The organism is Clostridium arbusti SL206 (assembly GCF_000246895.1).
GTDB classification, from domain to species: Bacteria; Bacillota; Clostridia; order Clostridiales; family Clostridiaceae; genus Clostridium_I; species Clostridium_I arbusti.
The window spans coordinates 16,213-36,995 of sequence record NZ_BAEV01000013.1; the positions used below are offsets into that span (position 1 = coordinate 16,213).

16 protein-coding genes are annotated in these 20,783 nt (G+C 28.9%); 7 read left to right on the top strand and 9 right to left on the bottom strand.

All coding sequences use genetic code 11. The features are described from left to right. Positions 1–34 precede the first annotated feature (34 nt). Complete coding sequence (locus RH99_RS04045) at positions 35–1,018, top strand: 3'-5' exoribonuclease YhaM family protein (RefSeq protein WP_010234309.1); 984 nt, start codon at positions 35–37, stop codon at positions 1,016–1,018. 340 nt (positions 1,019–1,358) lie between these two features. Further along, entirely contained in the window at positions 1,359–1,871 is a 513-nt protein-coding gene (gene lepB / locus RH99_RS04050) for a signal peptidase I (protein ID WP_010234313.1), read from the top strand. Positions 1,872–1,933: 62 nt separating this feature from the next. Here the strand turns inward: lepB and glgA are convergent, their stop codons facing one another. From glgA to RH99_RS04065, 3 genes are read right to left on the bottom strand one after another with little or no spacing between them, the layout of a single operon-like run. After that, the gene (gene glgA, locus RH99_RS04055) at positions 1,934–3,367 is read right to left on the bottom strand and encodes a glycogen synthase GlgA (protein ID WP_010234316.1); all 1,434 of its coding nucleotides are present in this window, start codon (positions 3,365–3,367) and stop codon (positions 1,934–1,936) included. 15 nt (positions 3,368–3,382) lie between these two features. Continuing rightward, the gene (glgD, locus tag RH99_RS04060; RefSeq protein WP_010234319.1) at positions 3,383–4,525 is read right to left on the bottom strand and encodes a glucose-1-phosphate adenylyltransferase subunit GlgD; all 1,143 of its coding nucleotides are present in this window, start codon (positions 4,523–4,525) and stop codon (positions 3,383–3,385) included. A gap of 22 nt (positions 4,526–4,547) precedes the next feature. Then, a complete protein-coding gene (locus RH99_RS04065) occupies positions 4,548–5,690 on the bottom strand; it encodes a glucose-1-phosphate adenylyltransferase (RefSeq protein ID WP_010234322.1) in 1,143 nt (380 codons plus the stop codon). A 312-nt stretch (positions 5,691–6,002) separates the two neighbouring features. Between RH99_RS04065 and RH99_RS19175 the strand changes: the two genes are divergently transcribed. Next, positions 6,003–6,173, top strand: a complete 171-nt coding sequence (locus RH99_RS19175; protein ID WP_158511933.1) for a hypothetical protein — start codon at positions 6,003–6,005, stop codon at positions 6,171–6,173. Positions 6,174–6,688: 515 nt separating this feature from the next. On the opposite strand, the gene RH99_RS04070 is transcribed toward RH99_RS19175, so the two are convergent. After that, positions 6,689–6,868 (bottom strand): hypothetical protein, encoded by a 180-nt coding sequence (locus tag RH99_RS04070; RefSeq protein ID WP_026038393.1) that lies wholly within the window; start codon positions 6,866–6,868, stop codon positions 6,689–6,691. A 182-nt stretch (positions 6,869–7,050) separates the two neighbouring features. Between RH99_RS04070 and RH99_RS04075 the strand changes: the two genes are divergently transcribed. After that, positions 7,051–7,242, top strand: coding sequence for a DUF1540 domain-containing protein (locus RH99_RS04075; RefSeq protein ID WP_010234324.1), 192 nt, complete (start codon positions 7,051–7,053; stop codon positions 7,240–7,242). 249 nt (positions 7,243–7,491) lie between these two features. On the opposite strand, the gene RH99_RS04080 is transcribed toward RH99_RS04075, so the two are convergent. Continuing rightward, positions 7,492–7,965: a metal-dependent transcriptional regulator gene (locus tag RH99_RS04080; RefSeq protein WP_010234327.1), complete on the bottom strand. Its 474-nt coding sequence runs from the start codon at positions 7,963–7,965 to the stop codon at positions 7,492–7,494. Positions 7,966–8,167: 202 nt separating this feature from the next. Between RH99_RS04080 and RH99_RS04085 the strand changes: the two genes are divergently transcribed. Continuing rightward, on the top strand, positions 8,168–8,932 hold the full coding sequence (locus RH99_RS04085) for an exodeoxyribonuclease III (RefSeq protein ID WP_010234329.1): 765 nt from the start codon (positions 8,168–8,170) through the stop codon (positions 8,930–8,932). 163 nt (positions 8,933–9,095) lie between these two features. Here RH99_RS04085 and RH99_RS04090 read toward each other — a convergent pair whose 3' ends face one another. Next, positions 9,096–9,935: a CvfB family protein gene (locus RH99_RS04090; RefSeq protein WP_010234332.1), complete on the bottom strand. Its 840-nt coding sequence runs from the start codon at positions 9,933–9,935 to the stop codon at positions 9,096–9,098. Between the two features lie 258 nt (positions 9,936–10,193). Here RH99_RS04090 and RH99_RS04095 point away from each other — a divergent pair, with 258 nt between their 5' ends. Continuing rightward, on the top strand, positions 10,194–11,798 hold the full coding sequence (locus tag RH99_RS04095; RefSeq protein ID WP_010234334.1) for an ABC-F family ATP-binding cassette domain-containing protein: 1,605 nt from the start codon (positions 10,194–10,196) through the stop codon (positions 11,796–11,798). Positions 11,799–12,064: 266 nt separating this feature from the next. Here RH99_RS04095 and hydF read toward each other — a convergent pair whose 3' ends face one another. Next, positions 12,065–13,300, bottom strand: a complete 1,236-nt coding sequence (gene hydF / locus RH99_RS04100; protein WP_010234336.1) for a [FeFe] hydrogenase H-cluster maturation GTPase HydF — start codon at positions 13,298–13,300, stop codon at positions 12,065–12,067. An 87-nt stretch (positions 13,301–13,387) separates the two neighbouring features. Further along, entirely contained in the window at positions 13,388–14,797 is a 1,410-nt protein-coding gene (locus tag RH99_RS04105) for an aspartate ammonia-lyase (RefSeq protein WP_010234338.1), read from the bottom strand. Positions 14,798–15,110: 313 nt separating this feature from the next. Here RH99_RS04105 and RH99_RS04110 point away from each other — a divergent pair, with 313 nt between their 5' ends. Further along, a complete protein-coding gene (locus tag RH99_RS04110; protein ID WP_010234340.1) occupies positions 15,111–18,041 on the top strand; it encodes an insulinase family protein in 2,931 nt (976 codons plus the stop codon). Positions 18,042–18,269: 228 nt separating this feature from the next. On the opposite strand, the gene RH99_RS04115 is transcribed toward RH99_RS04110, so the two are convergent. Then, positions 18,270–20,699 (bottom strand): glycogen/starch/alpha-glucan phosphorylase, encoded by a 2,430-nt coding sequence (locus RH99_RS04115; protein WP_010234342.1) that lies wholly within the window; start codon positions 20,697–20,699, stop codon positions 18,270–18,272. Positions 20,700–20,783: the final 84 nt, after the last annotated feature.

Sequence of the window (20,783 nt, forward strand, 5' to 3'; positions counted from 1 at the left end):
TAATAGTATTATAAAGTCAAATGGAGGGATTGTTTTGGATTTTAAACAAATAAATGAATTAAAAGCTGGTATTAGAATAGATAGCTTTTATGTTATAAAATCTGCTTCCAGCAGAATGTCATCAAATAATAAGAAATTCCTTGATTTAAATGTGGGAGATAAAACTGGAGAGATAAGTGCTAAACTTTGGGATGCCTCTAGTGAAGATGAAGAATTATATAAAGAAAATAAACTTGTAAAAGTGCGTGCATCAGTAGTAGAATGGCAAAATAATCTTCAACTTAAAATAGATAAGATAAGATTAGCAATAGATGAAGATGGGGTAGATGTTAAAGATTTTGTACCATCGGCACCCTATGAAGCAGAAGACATGTATATAACTATGTTAGATTATATAGGAAAAATAAAAAATAAAGATATAAAAGATATAGTAAATTATATTATAGATAAAGCTGGAGATAAGATAATGAATTTCCCAGCTGCAAAGAAAAATCATCATTCTATAAGATCTGGACTACTCTATCATGTAACTACTATGCTTAAAGCCGGAGATGCTCTTAGCAAGGTATATACCTTTATTAATACTGATTTACTCTATGCGGGGGTAATTCTTCATGATATGGCTAAACTAGAAGAAATGGATGCTTCAGAACTTGGAATAGTTTCAGAGTATACTATAGAGGGTCAACTTTTAGGGCATATAGTTATGGGAACTGAAAAAATAAAAGAAGCTGCAGATAAGGTTGGAGCAGATAAAGAGATTTCAATGATGCTGCAACATATGATATTATCTCATCATTATGAACCAGAATATGGCAGTCCTAAGAAGCCAATGTTTCCTGAAGCTGAAATGCTTCACTACCTAGATGATATGGATGCTACTATGTTTGATATGAAAAAGGCTGTGGATTCTACTAATCCTGGTGAGGTATCTGACCCTGTATGGTCATTAGAGAAACGAAGAATATATAATTCAAAATTTTATAAAGAATCTAGAAGTGAGCAGGATAATATATAAATATAAATCATTAGAAATATATGGATCCAGTACCTACATATACTGACTGAAATTTGCAGTCAGTTTTTTTACTATTAGGCATATTTAAATAAATAACTAGTCAGTATGCTAGCCTATTTTGAATCCTACTGCGTCAGCAGAACCCTCAGATAGCCCACTATCCTGGTCACCTGCTTCCTTGCTCAATTCAAAATACTCGTCGCATCTTTGACTTACTATTTATTTTCACATGCCTTAATTATACAAAATGGCAAAAATAATATAAAATGTATTTATACCAATATCAATGAATCTTTATATACTATAATAATTTATTAAAAGAATAATTTGGAGGAGAAAAATGAAAGCAAAAAAAATTTTTAATGATTACATAATTCCTATACTTGTTGCAATAATATTAGCAGTATTAATAAGGCAATTTTTATTTTTTAAAATAATGGTTCCCACAGCATCTATGTATCCAACCATAAAAGATAATGATCAGATAATTGTAACAAGAATTTATAGTAAGAATAGTCTTAAACGTGGAGATATAGTAGTATTTAAATCAAAAGAACTAAATGAGGAGTTAATAAAGAGACTTATTGGTCTTCCAAATGATACTGTTAAAGTTGATGATGGTGGAGAAGTATATGTTAATGGTAAAAAGATAGATCAACCATATGTTATGAATAGTGGTGGGAAAAGTGGTACTTTTAAAGTACCAGAAGGCCATTATTTTTTTCTGGGAGATAATAGAAATAACTCACTGGACTCTAGATATTGGCAAAATTCTTATATTGATTGGTCTGATATAGAAGGTAAAGCTAGATTTATAATATATCCTTTTAATAGATTTGGTGATCTTAAATAACAAGAAATTTTATAAAAAAAAGCAGGTAATTTACCTGCTTTTTTTGTTACAAGATTTTATTTTTAAAATAGGGAAGAATACAATTCTTCATATTTATAAGCTGATTTTGTCCAGGAGTTATCTTGCCACATTCCTCTTAAAATAAGATTATTCCATATATCTTTTCTATTGTAGAAGAAATATTCTGCACGTCTTATTGTGTTAAGCATGTCATATGCATTATAATTGGCAAAGGTAAATCCATTTCCCTCTCCGGTAGCATCATTATAAGAGAATACAGTATCCTTAAGACCGCCAGTTTCTCTTACTATAGGTACAGTTCCATATCTTAAAGAAATTAACTGACCTATGCCACAAGGCTCAAACAGGGAAGGCATAAGAAACATATCTGATCCTGCATAAATCTTTTGAGCTAGAGAATTACTAAATGTAATATTAGCTGATAGTTTATCAGGATATTTATATGCAAAATATTTGAACATATCTTCATATTGTGTATCGCCTGTACCTAGAACAACTATTTGAATTCCATCTTGTAGTAATTCCTCAAGAACAGATGCAATTAAATCTAAACCCTTTTGATCAACTAATCTACTTACAATACCTATTATGGGTACATTTGAATTTACAGGTAGATTCAACATTTTTTGAAGTTCTGATTTATTATTATATTTATCAGCATAATAATTTTTATCATAGTGGGCAAATAAATCCTTATCAAAGGCAGGATTATAAATATCAAAATCTATACCGTTAAGTATACCCCAAAAGTCCCAAGATCTACTTTTAAGAAGGCCATCTAAGCCTTCACCATAAAAAGGAGTTTGCACTTCATAGGCATAGCTATTACTTACTGTAGATATCTTATCAGCAAATTTAAGTCCTGCTTTCATAAAGGATACGCCATCATAAAATTTCAGGGCATCTTCATGAAAATAGCCTTCATTTAAGCATAGCAATTCCGTTAAAATATTTTTATCAAATATACCTTGATATTTTAAATTGTGTATAGTGTATACAGTTTTTATATTGTTATGTTTTGGACTAAAGCTAAATGTATCTTTTAGAATTACTGGAATCATTCCAGTTTGCCAGTCATTGCAATGAATAATATCTGGAGTAAAATCTCCCATATGATTAATGGCTTCAAGTACAGCTCTTGAAAAAAATCCAAATCTCTCAGCATCATCATAATATCCATAGGGATTTTCTCTATAGAAATAGTATTGATTATCTATAAAATAAAAGGGTACAGAGTCATGCTCTATATAATCTAAACCACAGAATTTATTTCTCCAACCCACGGGAACATCAAAGTTTTCTATATGGTGCATGTTGTTTTTAAAATAATCAGATATAGCACCATATTTAGGAAGTATAACACGTGCATCGATACCAATTTTTCTTAAGGCTTTTGGCAACGCATAGGCAACATCACCAAGACCTCCAGTCTTCAGAAATGGAAAACATTCTGAAGCAGTAAATAAAACCTTCATCTAAGATTCACTCCTCTAAAGTAATGATTTTTTTTCAATAACTAATGGAAAATCAGTATCACCTTTTAACTCTTTATTTTTGTCAATTATATTATCTTTATCAATTATTACATTTGATAATTTAGCATTAGATTTTATATGACACCCTTGCATTATAATACAGTTCTTTACTTCAGCACCTTCGTCAATCATAACACGTCTTGAAAGTACACTGTTAGTAACACTACCTTTAATAAGGCAGCCATTTGCAATAAGAGAATTGGATACATCTGCTGTACTAAAATGTTTAGTAGGGGACTCATCCATTACTTTAGTATAGATTAGACCATTATTGAAGAATAATTCCTTATTTATATCTAAATTCAACATGTCCATGTTTGCTTTGTAATAAGAATTAATAGAATTAATATTAGATAAATATCCTTTGAATTCATAGGCATTTACATTTAAATCGGCTATATTGTTGTAAATACAATCTTTTAAGTCAGCCCAATAGCCTGTTTTTATGCAATTGTTAAGTATACTGATTAAGGTTTCTTTATCTAAAATAAAGATTTCCATTGATACGTTTTCAGTACCATCAGAAATTAAATTTTTCCTAGTATATAATTCTGTAATCTTTATATTCTTTCCTACACTTATTACAGAGTCATCATTCTTTATATTTAATATATTACAATTTCTAAAATAATTGTTGTTAGACTTTATTTTTTTGTAAACTATAGTGATGTCTTTACCAGATTCCTCATGAAATTTTGCAGCTGCCTCGTAGTCTATATTACAAATCATAGAAGAAGAACATAATATAACTTTATCTTGCTTACTTCTATAAATATATTCCATATTATTTTTTATCATCTCAACATCACTTAGATAGTAATTTCTTTCTCCAAAATTAAATATAAAGAGTCCATTTATTTTTCTATCCAAATCCCAAGGCTTTCCGGATCCTATGTGATCAATTAAAGATCTTGCCTTACTTTGTGTAAATATTCCAACATTTCTAATACCCGCATTTACGAGATTAGACAATACAAAATCAATAATTCTATATCTGCCTGCTATAGGTATTGAAGCAATTAGTCTATTTTTAGTAAGATTCTTAATATTATCTTCATTCTCATTTAAGTTTAATATAGCCATGTAATTAGAAAGCATTTATTAACACCTCTTTTTCTTATTATACTGCTGCACTTTCTCGTACCTTGTTTCCTTCTCCAATTACGGTTACTTCCTCTTCAGTTCCTATCAAGCAGCCATTAGATATTATAGCATTACTACCAATAATAGACTTTTTTATAGTTACATTGTCACCTATAATTGTATTCGGCATTACAACAGAATCGTATATCTTAGAATTTTTACCTATACGAACACCAGGAAAGAGTACCGAATTATTAACTTCACCTAGTATTACACAGCCTTCAACAACAAGTGAACTTTTAACCATTGCATCAGAACCGATATACTGAGGGGGCCTTGTTGGATTAACAGAATAAATTCTCCAATCCGGGTCATGTATGTTCAACTCATTATTATCATTAATCATATCCATGTTTGATTTCCAGAAACTATCTATTGTACCAACATCTTTCCAATATCCGCTAAAAGGATATGCAAAAAGTTTTTTGCCACTTAGGAGCATTCTAGGAATTATATTCTTTCCAAAGTCATTACTAGATTTAGTATCTAATTCATCATCATGAAGAAGTCTTTTTAATGTTTTCCAATTAAAAATATAAATACCCATGGAAGCCATATTGTTTTTAGGAATCTTAGGCTTTTCTTCAAATTCAAAAATCTCGTTATTTTCTTTTGTATTCATTATTCCAAATCTACTAGCCTCATTTAAAGGAACTTCAAAAACGGCAATAGTAGCATCAGCATTTTTTTCTTTATGATACTCAAGCATATTTGAATAATCCATTTTATAAATATGATCTCCAGAGAGAATGATTACATATTCTGGTTCATATGAATCAATAAAACTTCTATTTTGATAAATGGCATTTGCAGTTCCCTTGTACCAATTGCCACCATTTTCTCTCATGTATGGTGGTAGTAAAAACACACCTCCATTGGATCTGTCTAAATCCCAAGGACTACCTATACCAATGTGATTATTTAATATAAGTGGCCTATATTGAGTTAGTACCCCCACTGTATCAATACCTGAATTTGAGCAATTACTTAAGGTAAAGTCTATTATTCTATACTTACCTCCAAAGGGAACTGCAGGTTTTGCTGTTTTTTTAGTAAGAATCCCCAATCTACTACCCTGTCCACCTGCTAAAATCATTGCAATCATTTCTTTCTTTGGCATCATATACCCCCCTATTATTAAGCAAAAATTTAAATGTTAATTTAATTGATAACATATTTGTATATATATATATTACCTTATTTTGTGAAAAAAGGCACTACTTAAGAATATAAATTCTATAAAAAAATAAAATTTTTATTTTCCATAAATATACATAATATTTTAATATATATTTATATATTAGAAGTTAAAAAGATATAAATATATATATGAATATATTAACATAATAATTACATTTTACCAAAAATAAATTTATTGTCAAAGAATAAAAACTTGTAGACTAAGTAAAAATAGATTAGGGAGGTGTTTATAATGACAAAACGTTCAATGGCCAAAACTTCACCAGAAAAAATTAAAATCTATGATGATAGAAATCCGGAAAATAAGGATGTTCAATCAGTACAAACTAATGAATTAAATGAATCAGCGTATGCTTTTGGAAAAAACAATGCAGAAAATGTTAAGAATCCTGTAACTAGATAGTATAAATTAAGGATTTAATTTTAGAGGTAAAGTTAGAAGAGCTGTCTCACAATATATAGCTATACATTGTGAGACAGCTTTTTAGATATTTTACTAATAAAATTTAAGGTGATTTATATTAATTAGATTAGCCATTCTCAAGTTTAACCTGACTAATTTGGCGTAAGTCTCCCACGCACTCTGTGAAAGCGATTCACATAAAATCAAAAAAAAGATTTTGGTTCTCTGCTTGCACTCTGTGAAAGTGATTCACACCAAATTAAAATTTGGGTTCTCTACTTGCACTCTGTGAAAGCGACCAAATACAAAATAAATTTTGTTTTGTCTGCTTTTCTTCAAGTGGGAGTTCGACGCCAAGTAAGCCATGCATTTGCAGTTCTAAAATTCAGGTGGGGTAAAAGAATCCCCACCTGAATTAAGAACTTGCTTCAATTAGTATTTACTATTTTTGAGATAGTCACTTATAACTTTTATAGGTATGTTTTATTCTTTTTCCTAATAAATTAAGAATTAAATTAACATTGGGAACTATGATTAATATCTTTACAAGAAAAATCCTCAAAAAAAGGATAGAAATAATAATCATTATCAGAAAAAGAATAAGATATAGTTTTATAAAAATTGTTGTTTTCTATGTTGCTATTTTCCATTAAGCTTTTATAGTTCATAGAAGTTTCGTTAATAATATTTTTCAATTTAGACCTCCTAAATTTGATTATATTATTAAAGTATGAAAAAGGGATTAATAATGTGATAGTTTGGTTTTTAGTATAAATATTTATAAAATTATAGTTAAATATTTATAAAAAACCTTGAATAATATTTATTTGATTTAGCAATACTATTTATGTATTAAAAAAGAGGAGGAGATTTAAAAATGGAAAATCATAATAATATTTCTATGCACGGTGGTCATAATGATAGTATAGGGTGTTCTGTTAGTGAATGTAAGTTCAATGATAAGGCAGATAAATATTGTACATTACAAAAAATAGAAGTTGTAAAACATGAAACAGAAGCAAAAACACCTGAGTGTACAGACTGTGGTAGTTTTGTGAAAGCAAACTAATTACCATATAGTATAGAATTAAAATTTAAGGAGTTAATACTGAATCTTTAGTATTAACTCCTTAAATTTTTTTATAAGACATGTGAAAATAAATATCAAGTCAAATATACCAGGTATATTTTGAATTATACAAGGAAACAGGTTCTTGATGATAGTGGTGCTATCAGAAGGTTCTGTTAATGTAGTATATAAGGTAAAATAGACTAGTATACTGACGACTAGTTATTTATTTGAAGATGGCTAGGTGGATTAATGATTATTTTTTTTATTGCAAAATATATTGAAGTTATCCATAAGTTTTGGATTACTTTTAATAAAGTCTACAAAATTTCTAAGATATCTGAGAGTATCATCACCAATAGTATGTTCTATTTTTTCTGTTTGTTCTAATACGTTGTTTGAAATTCCTAGTAATTTTAAAAATTGTTCTATGGTATTATGTCTATCAAGAAGGAAACTACCTAATTTTCCACCTTTTTCAGTTAATACAATAATTCCATAACGTTCATAATTTATCAATCCATAATCAGAAAGTTTTTGTACCATCTTAGTAGCAGAGGGTGGTTGGACATTTAAGGATTTTGCAAGATCATGAATTCTAGTAAAATTGCTTTCTATAGAGAGTCTGTATATCATTTCAAGATAATCTTCCATTGAAGCAGTAATTGTATTTTCTTCTTTTTTCATGTATTCACTAAATGTGTAGAAATTTTCTTTTGACATGTATACACCTACCTAAGAATTAAATTATTTAATAAATTATATACATAATATAAGCTTTAAAGAACAAAACCTTAATCATTATTTTATGGTAATAGCATTATAGAGAAATGTCATATATATGAAATATTATAAATTGAATTATAAAATGATATAATAGTTGTAATGTTTTGATTAAAGAATTATATAGAGAGTAGGTGGTTTTATGAATATATATTCATGGAATGTTAACGGACTTAGAGCAATAAGCAAAAAAGGTTTTTTTGAATTTATAAATGAATATAATCCAGATATATTGTGCATTCAAGAAACAAAACTTCAATTAGATAATTTAAGTGAAGAATTAAAAGGTATAGAAGGATATAATTCTTACTTTTCTTGTGCAAAGAAGAAGGGATATAGTGGAGTGGCAACTTATACTAAAGAAAAACCTATTTCTGTAAAGTATGGCATAGGAATAGAAAGATTTGATAGTGAAGGGAGAATATTGATTACAGAATTCAATAATTTTATTCTATTCAATATATATTTTCCAAATGGTCAAAAGGATGAGGAAAGACTTAAATATAAATTAGATTTTTATGATGCTTTGCTAGAATATTTGAATAAATTAAAAATAGAAGGTAAGAAACTTATTATATGTGGCGACTATAATACTGCTCATAATGAAATAGATATAAAAAATGCAAAAGCCAATGAAAAATATTCAGGGTTTTTACCAATAGAACGTGCTTGGATTGACAAATTTATTTTGAATGGATATGTAGATACATTTAGATATATTCATAAAGATGAGATTAAATATTCCTGGTGGAGTTATCGCTTTAAAGCAAGAGAAAGAAATGCAGGATGGAGAATTGATTATTTTTTTGTCACTGAAAGTTTAATTGATAATATAAATAGTGCAGAAATACTAAATGAAATTATGGGATCAGATCATTGTCCTGTAAAAGTGTCTTTTAATGTATAGCATATTATATTGGTTCAATATGAATAATATAATAAATTTATAATCATATAATAAAAGAGATATAATAGTTAAGAGATAAGAATTAAGACGAGAATGTTAATAAATACTCTAAATTCAAAATATTAACTTGTTGATTCTTAATTTTTAACTCTTAACTTAAATGCTATTTAAGTTTTGTTCCTTCCTTACTTTGAACAATAAGTCCTTGTTTCATAAGACCGCCTAATGCATTTTTAAAATAATTTTTGCTCTGATTAAATACTTCTTTTATATCTGATGGAGAACTTTTATCGTTATAAGGCATAAAACCATCATGATCTTTTAAATATTGAAGAATTATATCTTCAAGAGATAATCTTTCATCTTTAGGGAATTTTCTTGGTGTTAAGGACATTTTCCCATCTTCAAAATGTTTCTTTACTCTTAATTTTATAACTTCACCAGGAATTATTCTTGAAAAGTATTCATTTTTAAGAATTACGCCTCTATATTTATTGTCTATAGCTACCATAATACTACCATTTGTTTGGAAACCATACACAGTTCCTTCCACATCTTTCCCAATTAAATCATCTTCTGTATTTTCAAGATAATCATCTATAAATGTAGTTGCTGCTAGTCTATTTGTTTTATCTATATATATGTAGAATAGATATTTATTTTCTGGAACTAGTAAATAATTTTGTTCTTTCATGGGAACAAATAAATCTCTATCTAGTCCAAAATCTGCAAAGGCACCTATATCAGTTACAGAAACAACTTTTAAGTAACATAGCTGAAAGGCAGTAGCATAAGGCTCTTTTAGAGTAGCAACTAGTCTATTTTTAGAATCACGATAAATAAAAGCATTTACCTCATCACCCACATTAATTTCTTTATCAGCGCAATTACCATTTGGAAGTAGAACATCATCATTTGTATTGTCAGTTTTTGCATCTAGAAAATATCCAAAATCAGATTGTCTTACTACTTCTAATTTATTAAATTTACCTATATCAATCATAAATTGAAATTCCTCCTTTGACTATTAGTCATATCTAATTATTCTAACACATTTCGATGAATTGTGTTAGAATAATTAAATAATGCTTGATTATTATGTGATTCAAAAGAATATTTTATAGATTAAATTACTCCCATTAATATTAACATTATGTTATAATGACTGGGTAGCTCAAGAAACATCTTAAATTAATTTAGGTGATTTTGAGCTTTTAATAAAGATAAAAAAAAATTTGTGATAAGGATGGTTGGTAATTTAATGATAGTTGCAAATAATATAAGCCTTAGCTATGGTGGTAGAAAATTATTTGAAGATGTAAATATAAAGTTTATTCCAGGTAATTGTTATGGAGTAATTGGAGCAAATGGGGCTGGAAAGTCTACATTTTTAAAAATATTATCAGGTGAGATAGAACCTAATACTGGAGATGTGAGTATGTCTCCTAATGCTAGACTTGCAGTATTAAAACAAGATCACTTTCAATTTGATGAATTTGAAGTTTTGAAAACTGTTATTATGGGACATTCAAAGCTATATAACATTATGGTGGAAAAAGATGCCATATATGCAAAACCAGATTTTTCAGATGAGGATGGAATAAAGGCCTCAGAACTTGAAGGCGAATTTGCAGAATTAAACGGATGGGAAGCAGAGTCAGAAGCAGCTACACTTTTAATGGGACTTGGAATAGCTGTAGAGGATCATTCTAAAAAAATGAGCGAATTGGATGGTGCCGAAAAAGTTAGAGTATTACTTGCACAGGCATTATTTGGTCATCCTGATATTTTACTTTTAGATGAGCCTACAAACCATTTGGATATGCAGTCTGTGAATTGGTTAGAAGAATTCTTAATAAACTTTGAAGGTACAGTTATTGTGGTATCACATGACAGACATTTCTTAAATAGTGTTTGTACCCATATGGCAGATGTGGATTTTGGTAAAATACAATTGTATGTTGGAAATTACGATTTCTGGTATGAGTCCAGTCAATTAGCATTACAAATGGCAAAGGATCAAAACAAGAAAAAAGAAGAGAAGATGAAGGAATTACAAACCTTTATTGCTAGATTTAGTTCTAATGCATCTAAAGCAAAACAGGCTACTTCAAGAAAGAAACTTTTAGATAAAATAAATTTAGATGATATAAAACCTTCTACAAGAAGATATCCTTTTGTTGGTTTTAAAGCAGATAGGGAAGCAGGAAATGATATTCTAGCTGTGGAAAACATAAGTGCAACAGTGGATGGTGTAAAGGTATTAGATGATGTTAGTTTTATTGTGAATAAGGGTGATAAAATTGCTTTTATTGGTGAAAGTGAAATAGCGAAGACCACACTTTTTAAAATACTAATGGGGGAGATAGAGCCAGATAGTGGTTCATTTAAATTTGGAATTACTATTAGTACCTCTTATTTTCCTAAAGACAATTCAGAGTATTTTAATGATGTGGATTTGAGTTTAGTAGATTGGCTTAGACAATTTTCAGAAGAAAAATCTGAAAGCTTTATTAGAGGATTCTTAGGTAGAATGCTTTTCTCTGGTGAAGAGGCACTTAAAAAAGCTAATGTGCTTTCTGGTGGAGAAAAAGTTAGGTGTATGTTGTCAAAAATGATGCTTAGTGGTGCAAATTTGCTGATTTTAGATGAGCCTACTAATCACCTTGACCTAGAATCAATTACAGCCTTAAATAATGGACTTATTGATTACAAAGGTGATTTACTGTTTGTTTCCCATGATCATCAGTTCATAGAAACAATCGCTAATAGAATTATTGAAATTACACCAAAGGGAATAATAGATAAAAAGATGACCTTTGATGAATACGAAGAAAGTGATGATATTAAAAAGCTTTCTAAATAAGGCATAATTGTATACAATTCATTTATTTTAGAAAAAAACTACAGCATAGATTATAGTTAAAATTCTGTTTATACTATAAGTCTTATGTTGTAGTTTTTTTATTAATTTAGGCATATTCAAATAAATAACTAGTCAGTATGCTAATCTATTTTGAATCCTACTACGTCAACAGAACCCTCAGATAGCTTACTATCCTCAGAACCCGTTTCCTTGTAGACTTCAAAATATCCGTCGCATCTTTGACTTACTATTTATTTTCATATGCCTTAATCTTCTTCAAAAGCAAATTTTGCTGATGGGAATGGCTTTAAGGCTCTTTCTAATATCCCATGTACATATGCTATTAATACACCGTAATTTACTATAGGAACTCCTGCATCTACTGCAGAAGAGATTCTATGAAGCATAGCTGCTCTATTTAGCATACAGCCAGCACAGTGAACTACAAGGGAATAGTCCTTTATGTTCTCAGGAAAGGAAAAGCCACTTGAAAATTCAAAACTTAAATCTTTACCAGTAGTTTGTCTAAGCCATCTTGGTATTTTAACTTTACCAATATCGTCTGATTGCCTGTGATGGGTACAAGCCTCTGAAACAAGTATTTTATCACCATCTTTAAGACTATTTATTGCTTTTGCTCCTTTTACAAGTTCTATTAGGTCACCTTTATTTCTTGCAAAGAGTATAGAAAAAGAAGTAAGTGATATATCTTTAGGGGTATCGGCAGATACTTTTAAAAATGCCTGAGAATCTGTTATTACAAGGCGCGGCTTTTTATTTAAATTTTCAAGAGTTTCTCGAAGTTCATATTCCTTTGTAACAATTGAGATAGCATCACTTTCTAGAATATCTCTAATAACTTGCTGCTGAGGAAGTATAAGTCTTCCCTTTGGTGCGGCTTTATCTATAGGAGTTACAAGTACTACAAAATCTCCAGGAGAAATTAAATCGCCTACAATCCTAAATTTATCCTCTTCATCTGGAACTAATTTGATGAGTTCATTTTTTATATTATCTATTCCAATTTTTTTAGTGGCAGAAGCTGAAATGACTTTAATTTTAATTTTTTCTTCCAGGTTCTTTATATAGGATATATCTACATTACTTAAGTCTGATTTATTTAGTATAGCCATTACAGGTATATTCTTTGATTTTATATGATTTATGGTTTCAAGATCAAAGTTAGATATACCATCACAACCATTTATTACAATAAGGGCTATATCAGTTTTATTTAAAACATCCATAGTCTTTTTCTTTCTTAAGTCACCAAGTTCAGTTTCATCGTCAAGACCAGCGGTGTCTATTAAGACTATAGGGCCTAAAGGAAGAAGTTCCATGGCCTTGTAAACTGGATCAGTAGTAGTTCCCTTTATTTCTGATACAAGGGATATATTTTGTCCTGTAAGGGCATTTATAATACTTGATTTACCTGCATTAGTTTTTCCAAATAAAGCAATATGAAGTCTATTTGAACGAGGTGTTTCATTTAAATTACTCATTAGTATCACCATCCATTAATATTTATTTCATGACTAACCTCTGTGACACCCGGGCATTTTTAAGCGGGAGACAACCGTAGCACATCTTTAGATTATTGTCTTTCCAGGAATACCTGGACTAGTGAGAGAAAAAGGATTTAATATTTTATCAAGTAAATCCTTTGAAATTATGTTTTCTCTAATTATTATTTCTTCTATGGATTTATTTTCCATAATAGCTTTTTTTGCTATTTCTGAGGCCTTATCATAGCCTATATAATGTTCAAGAGCTGTCACTAAAGCTGTTGAAGAATCTAAATTTAGTTTACACTTTTCTATATCTACATCTATGTTTCTAATACAATTATCTGTAAGGGAAATTACTGCACTATTTAAAATTTCTAGAGACTCCAGTATATTATCTGCAATAAGGGGAGAAAATGCATTTAATTCTAGCTGGCCACTGGAGGCTGCAAAGGTTATAGAAGCATCATTTGCAATTACTTTCATTGAAACTTGAGAAACCATTTCTAAAATTACTGGATTAACTTTCCCGGGCATTATTGAGGAACCAGCTTGAACTGGTGGAATTAATAATTCGCCAAAGCCACCTTTAGGACCACTACCTAGAAGTCTTATATCATTAGATATCTTTATTAGGTTTACTGCTGCCGCTTTTAAAAGTCCTGATACTTCACAAAATATATCCATATTTTGGGTATTATCTATAGGGAAATCACTTCTAGAGAGACCAAAACCTGTAATATCTTGAAGTATATCTGTAACTAAGAACATATATTTTTGTGGCGCATTCATGCCGGTACCTATAGCAGTGCCTCCTATATTTATTTCTCTTAGTCTTTCTTCTACCTTATATAATCTCCATCTATCTCTTGATATAGCTCTTGCATAGGCCCCAAATTCCTGACCAACCATTACTGGAAGTGCATCCATAAGTTCCGTTCTACCTAATTTTAAAATGTGAGAAAAATCGTTTTCCTTTGTTTGAAGAACATCTTGAAGTATAGAAAAAGAGTTTGAAGTACTTCTTAACAGCTTTATAGCGGCTATTCTAAGGGCAGTAGGATAAACATCGTTAGTGGACTGACACATATTAACGTGCTGTATAGGATGTACTAAGGAATAATCTCCTTTTTTACCACCAAGAATTTCTATTGCAATATTACTAATAACTTCATTTACATTCATGTTAGTAGAAGTACCTGCTCCACCTTGTAATGAATCAGTTATAAATTGATCATAAAATTCTCCATTTAACACTCTATCACAAGCTTCTATTATAGCATCTGCTTTTTCAGAGCATAGTAGTTTTATCTTTTTATTTGTAAGGGCAGCGGCCTTTTTAACAATTACTAAAGCATCTATTAATTTTAAGTTAACTTTTTTACCACTTATATTAAAATTTTCAGAAGCTCTTAAGGTATTTATTCCATAATAGGCATTTGTGGGAATTTCTCTCTCGCCTAAGAGATCTTTTTCTATTCTAAAACTTTCCATTTTCAAAGTCCTCCACATCAAATAACTAAATCGTATTTTTAATGACTTGTAAGGACATTTTAGCAAAGTTTAAATTTAATTTCAAATAAACTATATTTATAAAGTAATAAAGAAATATAAAATATAATTAGTAAAAACATTTATTTATATAAATAATTAGTATATAAAATGTAGAATAATAATATATACTAAACAATATATTGAATTGACTAGTTATAAGAATTATATTACATTTATCTAGTATGATAAATATTCCAGTATTAATCTTTAAATAAATAAAATACAAATACCTAGAAAGAGGGGAAAATAATACATGAATTTTCAAATCAATAAAAATTATCATGGGTTTAAACTGAAAGAAGAAAAGAAAATTGATGATATAAGTTCTACTGTAAGATTTTTTTTACATGAAAAGAGTGGGGCAAAGCTTGTTAGCATAGAAAATCAGGATGATAATAAGGTGTTCTCTATAAGTTTTAAAACATTACCTGATAATAGCACCGGGGTTTTTCATATATTAGAACATTCAGTTCTATGTGGATCGAGAAAGTTTCCATCAAAAGAACCCTTTGTAGAACTTGTAAAAGGTTCTTTAAATACGTATTTAAATGCAGCTACTTATCCAGATAAAACTATGTATCCTGTAGCAAGTAAAAATGATAAGGATTTTAAAAATCTTATGGATGTATATTTAGATGCGGTTTTTTATCCTAATATATATAAATATCCGGAAATTATGAAGCAGGAAGGTTGGCATTATGAAATAAATAATAAAGACGAGGAATTAAAATATAAGGGTGTAGTATACAATGAAATGCAGGGTGTCTATTCTTCTCCAGAATCCTTACTTTTTAGAGGTATAAATAGTAATCTGTTTCCAGATACTCCTTATGGATTTGATTCAGGTGGCGATCCTGATGAAATACCAAATCTTACTCAAGAACAATTTATAAATTATCATAAAAAGTTCTATCATCCTTCTAATAGCTATATCTATCTCTATGGTGATATGGATATTGAAGAAAAGCTTAAATTCATAGATGAAAATTATCTAAATAATTTTGACAAAGTTGATTTAAATATAGAGATAGCAAAACAAAAACCTTTTAATAAAATGAAAGAAAAATCTATAAATTATCCTATAGCTAATGAAGAAAGTGAAGTTGATAAAACTTATTTGAGCTTAAATTTTGCAATAGGTGATATAAAAGATAGAGAATTATACGTAGCATTTGACTTATTAGAAGATATGTTACTTGAAACTTCAGCATCTCCTTTAAAGAAAGCTATAATAGAATCAGCAATAGCAAAAGATGTATTCGGTATGTATAACAATGGTTCTCTTCAAACTTCTCTTAGTATTGTTATTAAAAATTCGAATGAAGAAAAGAAAGAAGAATTTAAATCCATTGTATTTAATACTTTAAAGGATATTGTAAAAAATGGTTTTGATAAAGAACTTATTCAAGCGGTACTAAATTCTAAAGAATTTGAATTGAAAGAAAGTGATTACAGTAGTTATCCAAAGGGACTTGCTTACTGCGAAAAGGTATTAGGAAGCTTACTATATGGAGGAAGCCCATTTCAAAATTTAGAATTTAATGAAGTACTTAATAAGATAAAAAGTAATGTAAATAACAGATATTTTGAAAAATTAATTGAAGATAATTTATTAGACAATAACCATAGTTTATTATTTATGGTTATTCCAAAGAAACATTTGGCTGAAGAGAAGGTAAAAGAAGAAAGAGAAAAACTTGAAAGTTATAAAAAATCTTTAACAAAAGAGGAAATAGAAAAATTTATAGAGGAAAATGAGCTATTAGTTAAAAGACAATCTTCACCAGACAGTCAAGCAGATTTAGAAAAGATTCCTCTACTATCAATTGATGATATTAAAAAGAATTTGGATACTTATAACACTATAGTAAAAGATATAGATAATTATAAAATTTTGTATACTGAACTTATAACTAATGGAATAGATTATATAGATTTTTATTTTGATACTAGTTATGTAAAGCAAGAACAGATACCATATATAACATTACTTTCATATTTGTTTGGAAGAATTGATACAGAAAATTACTCCTATGAAGAACTTTCAAATGAGGTCAATAAGAATACTGGAGGCATTGATTTTGATGCTGAAGCCTATTCAAATATGGACGAAATAGGAAACTATTATCCTAAATTTATCGTTAAAGGAAAGGCTCTTCATGAAAAAACAGATAGTTTACTTAAATTAATTCTTGAAATACTTACTTCAAGTAAATTTGATAATTATAAGAGAATTAAAGAAATATTATCAGAACTTAAATCAAGAATTGAAATGATAATTGTAAGTGGAGGACATAGAATTGCTTTATCTAAAGTGAATTCCTATTATTCTGAATTAGGTAAATATGTAGAAAATATTAGTGGATTTACATTCTATAAATTCCTGGTGGAAGTGGAAAAAAGTTTTGATGAGAAAAAAAATGAAATTATAAAAAATATAATAGAGGTATCAAAAAGTATATTTACAACTAATAATTTAATTGTAAATATAGGATGTAGTAAAGAAAATTATAATGAATTAGAAAAATCAATAAAACATAGTATTTCAAATGAACTAGGAATAAATTCAGGGAAGAAGATTCAATATAAATTTGAATTAAATAAAGAAAATGAAGCATTAGTCACATCATCAAAAGTGCAATATGTAGCTAAAGGATATAATTTCTCTAAGTTTGGATTTAAATATAGCGGCAAACTTCAAGTACTGAGAACTATATCAAACTATGATTATCTTTGGAACAATGTTAGAGTAAAAGGTGGTGCCTATGGAGTATTTATTAATTTTAAGAGAAATGGTAATATGAGCATTGCTTCCTATAGAGATCCTAATTTAAGTGAAACTATAAATGTATATGATAATTTTTATAAGTACCTAGAGAATTTTTCAGCAGATGAAAGGGAAATGACAAAATATATTCTAGGGACAATAAGTACTTTAGATACACCACTTACTAATTCAATGATTTGTGATAGGCAGGTAGCTCTGTATATTAGTAATATAAATGATAGCTTTTTACAAGAAGAAAGAGAAGAAATTTTGAAAACAAAGGCTGAGGATATAAAAAAATTTGCACCTCTCATTGATAAATGTATGAAAGAAGATTATATTTGTGTTTTAGGTGGAAAAGATAAGATAAATGAAAATTCAGATTTATTTGGAAGTATAATTAATGTATTTGACTAAATTTTTTAATTAAGGCATATGAAAATAAATAGTAAGTCAAAGATGCGACGGATATTTTGAATTATACAAGGAAACGGGTTCTGAGGATAGTGAGCTATCTGAGGGTTCTGTTGACGTAGTATGATTCAAAATAGACTAGCATACTGACTAGTTATTTATTTGAATATGCCTAAAAGTAAGAGAACTTAGTATGAAAATAAATTTATACTAAGTTCTCTTACTTTGAATTTAAATATTTACATGGACTTCTTCTGTTTTCCAAATTTCTTTTGAATATTTCTGTATTGTGTTGTCACTTGAAAAGATTCCAGAGTGAGCAATATTACATATACACATTTCACGCCATTTAGACTTATCTCTATATAAGATATCTATTTTGTTTTGAGCTTTTACATAATCGTCAAAATCCTTTAGAACAAAGTATTCATCGTTATTAGCTAATAGATATTTATGAATATCACTAAATTCTGAATTAGCTACTCCAAGAGATCCATTTATTAGGTTGTCTAGTATTCTTTTTAGTCTAGGATCAGAATTATAGAAGTTATAAGAAACATAGTTCTTATTTTTTTCATAGGATAAAACTTCATCCTTTCTCATACCAAATATAACCATATTATCATCGCCAACAGCATCATGGATTTCTACATTAGCACCATCTAGTGTAGCCATAGTGATAGCTCCGTTCATCATGAATTTCATATTACTTGTACCTGAGGCTTCTTTTGTAGTAGTAGATATCTGTTCACTTACATCGGCACAAGGTATAATTTTCTCTGCAAGAGAAACAGAGTAATTTTCAAGAAACAGTACTTTTATTTTTTCATGTATACTATTATCATTGTTTATTTTATTTGCCACAGTATTAATTAATTTTATTGTTTGTTTAGCAAGATAGTATCCTGGGGCAGCCTTAGCACCAAAGAAGAAAGTTCTTGGAACAATATCTAAATTTGGATTTTCTTTTAACCTATAGTACAAATCTAATATGTTAAATATATTTAGGATTTGTCTTTTATAGGAATGAAGCCTTTTTACTTGAATATCATAAATTGAATTTGTATCAACTAGAATTCCGTAAGTATTTTTTATATAATTTGAAAAAATTATTTTGTTGTCTTGTTTGATTTTGTTAATTTTATTTTGAAAATTTGCATTTTTAGAAAATGCTAAAAGTCCAATAAGGTTATCTGGTTTACTTATCCAACTATCTCCTATGACTTCAGTAATAAGATTAGAAAGATTAGGATTAGCTTTCATTAGCCACCTTCTATGAGTTATACCATTAGTTTTATTGTTGAACTTAAAGGGGTAAAAATTTGCGAAATTTGATAATTCTTTGTTTTTAAGTATTTCTGTATGAAGCTTTGCTACACCATTTACTGAATGACTGCCTACTATGGCTAGATAGGCCATTCTTACATTACCATCACAGATAATTGCCATATCATGAACTTTCTTATCATCATTATATTTTCCACGTATTTCATCGCAAAATCTTCTATTTATTTCTTCAATAATCATATATATTCTAGGTAATAGTCTCTTAAATAAATTAATAGGCCATTTTTCTAGAGCTTCACTGAGGATAGTATGATTAGTATAAGCTATAGTATTAGTAGTTATTTTCCATGCATCTTCCCAAGATAAATTTTCCTCGTCTATCAGTATTCTCATTAACTCAGCAATGGCTACAGAGGGATGAGTATCATTTATGTGAATTGCAATATACTGATCAAACAAGTTAATTGGAAGTTTATTTTTTTTAAATCGTATAATAATACTTTGAATACCTGCACTTACAAAGAAATACTGCTGCTTTAATCTTAGTAACTTACCCTCAATTCTTGTATCATCAGGGTAGAGCACTTGAGAAATGGATTCAACTGAATACTTGTGTTCCACAGCTTTGCTGTATTCACCATTGCTAAAGGATTGTAAATCAAAATCTTTATCTATAGTTTCAGCACTCCACAGCCTTAAAGTATTTACTGTATTGTTATTATATCCAACAACCGGGGTATCATAGGGTACTGCAAGAACAGATTCATAATTTTCATGTTTAAAGGATAGTGTTTCATTTTCAAATACGGGAGTAACAGTGCCGCCAAATTTTACTACAGCCGCTTTATTTTCTTTTCTTACCTCCCAAACATTACCTTGTCTTAGCCAATTATCAGGAATCTCAACTTGATAACCATCTACTATTTTTTGCTCAAATAATCCATAATCGTATCTTATACCACAACCATGACCTGGAATTTCAAGGGAGGCTATAGAGTCAAGAAAACAAGCGGCCAATCTTCCAAGGCCACCATTTCCAAGACCAGCATCATTTTCAACTTCTTCAATCTTTAAAAGATCTATTCCTAAATCATGAAGAGCTTCTCTACATAAATCGGTTATACCTAAGTTTAAAAGATTGCTACCGAGAAGTCTTCCAATAAGAAATTCCATAGAAAAATAATAAACCTGTTTTACTTGTTTTTTTGAATATTGTTCATTAGTTTTCATCCATTTTTCGGATACATATTCTCTTACAAGAGAACCAAGAGCTAAATATAAATGTAAGTTTGAAGATTCTGAAATATCTTCGGAGTAAAGGTTCATTAGCTTTTTTTTAAAGTCATTTTTTATACGATCTTTAGTCAAATTCATAGTATTCCTCCTGATAATTTTATTATTTAGTAATAATAAAATGAAAAATTTTCACAAGCATAAATATGGTAATATTTATTAAAT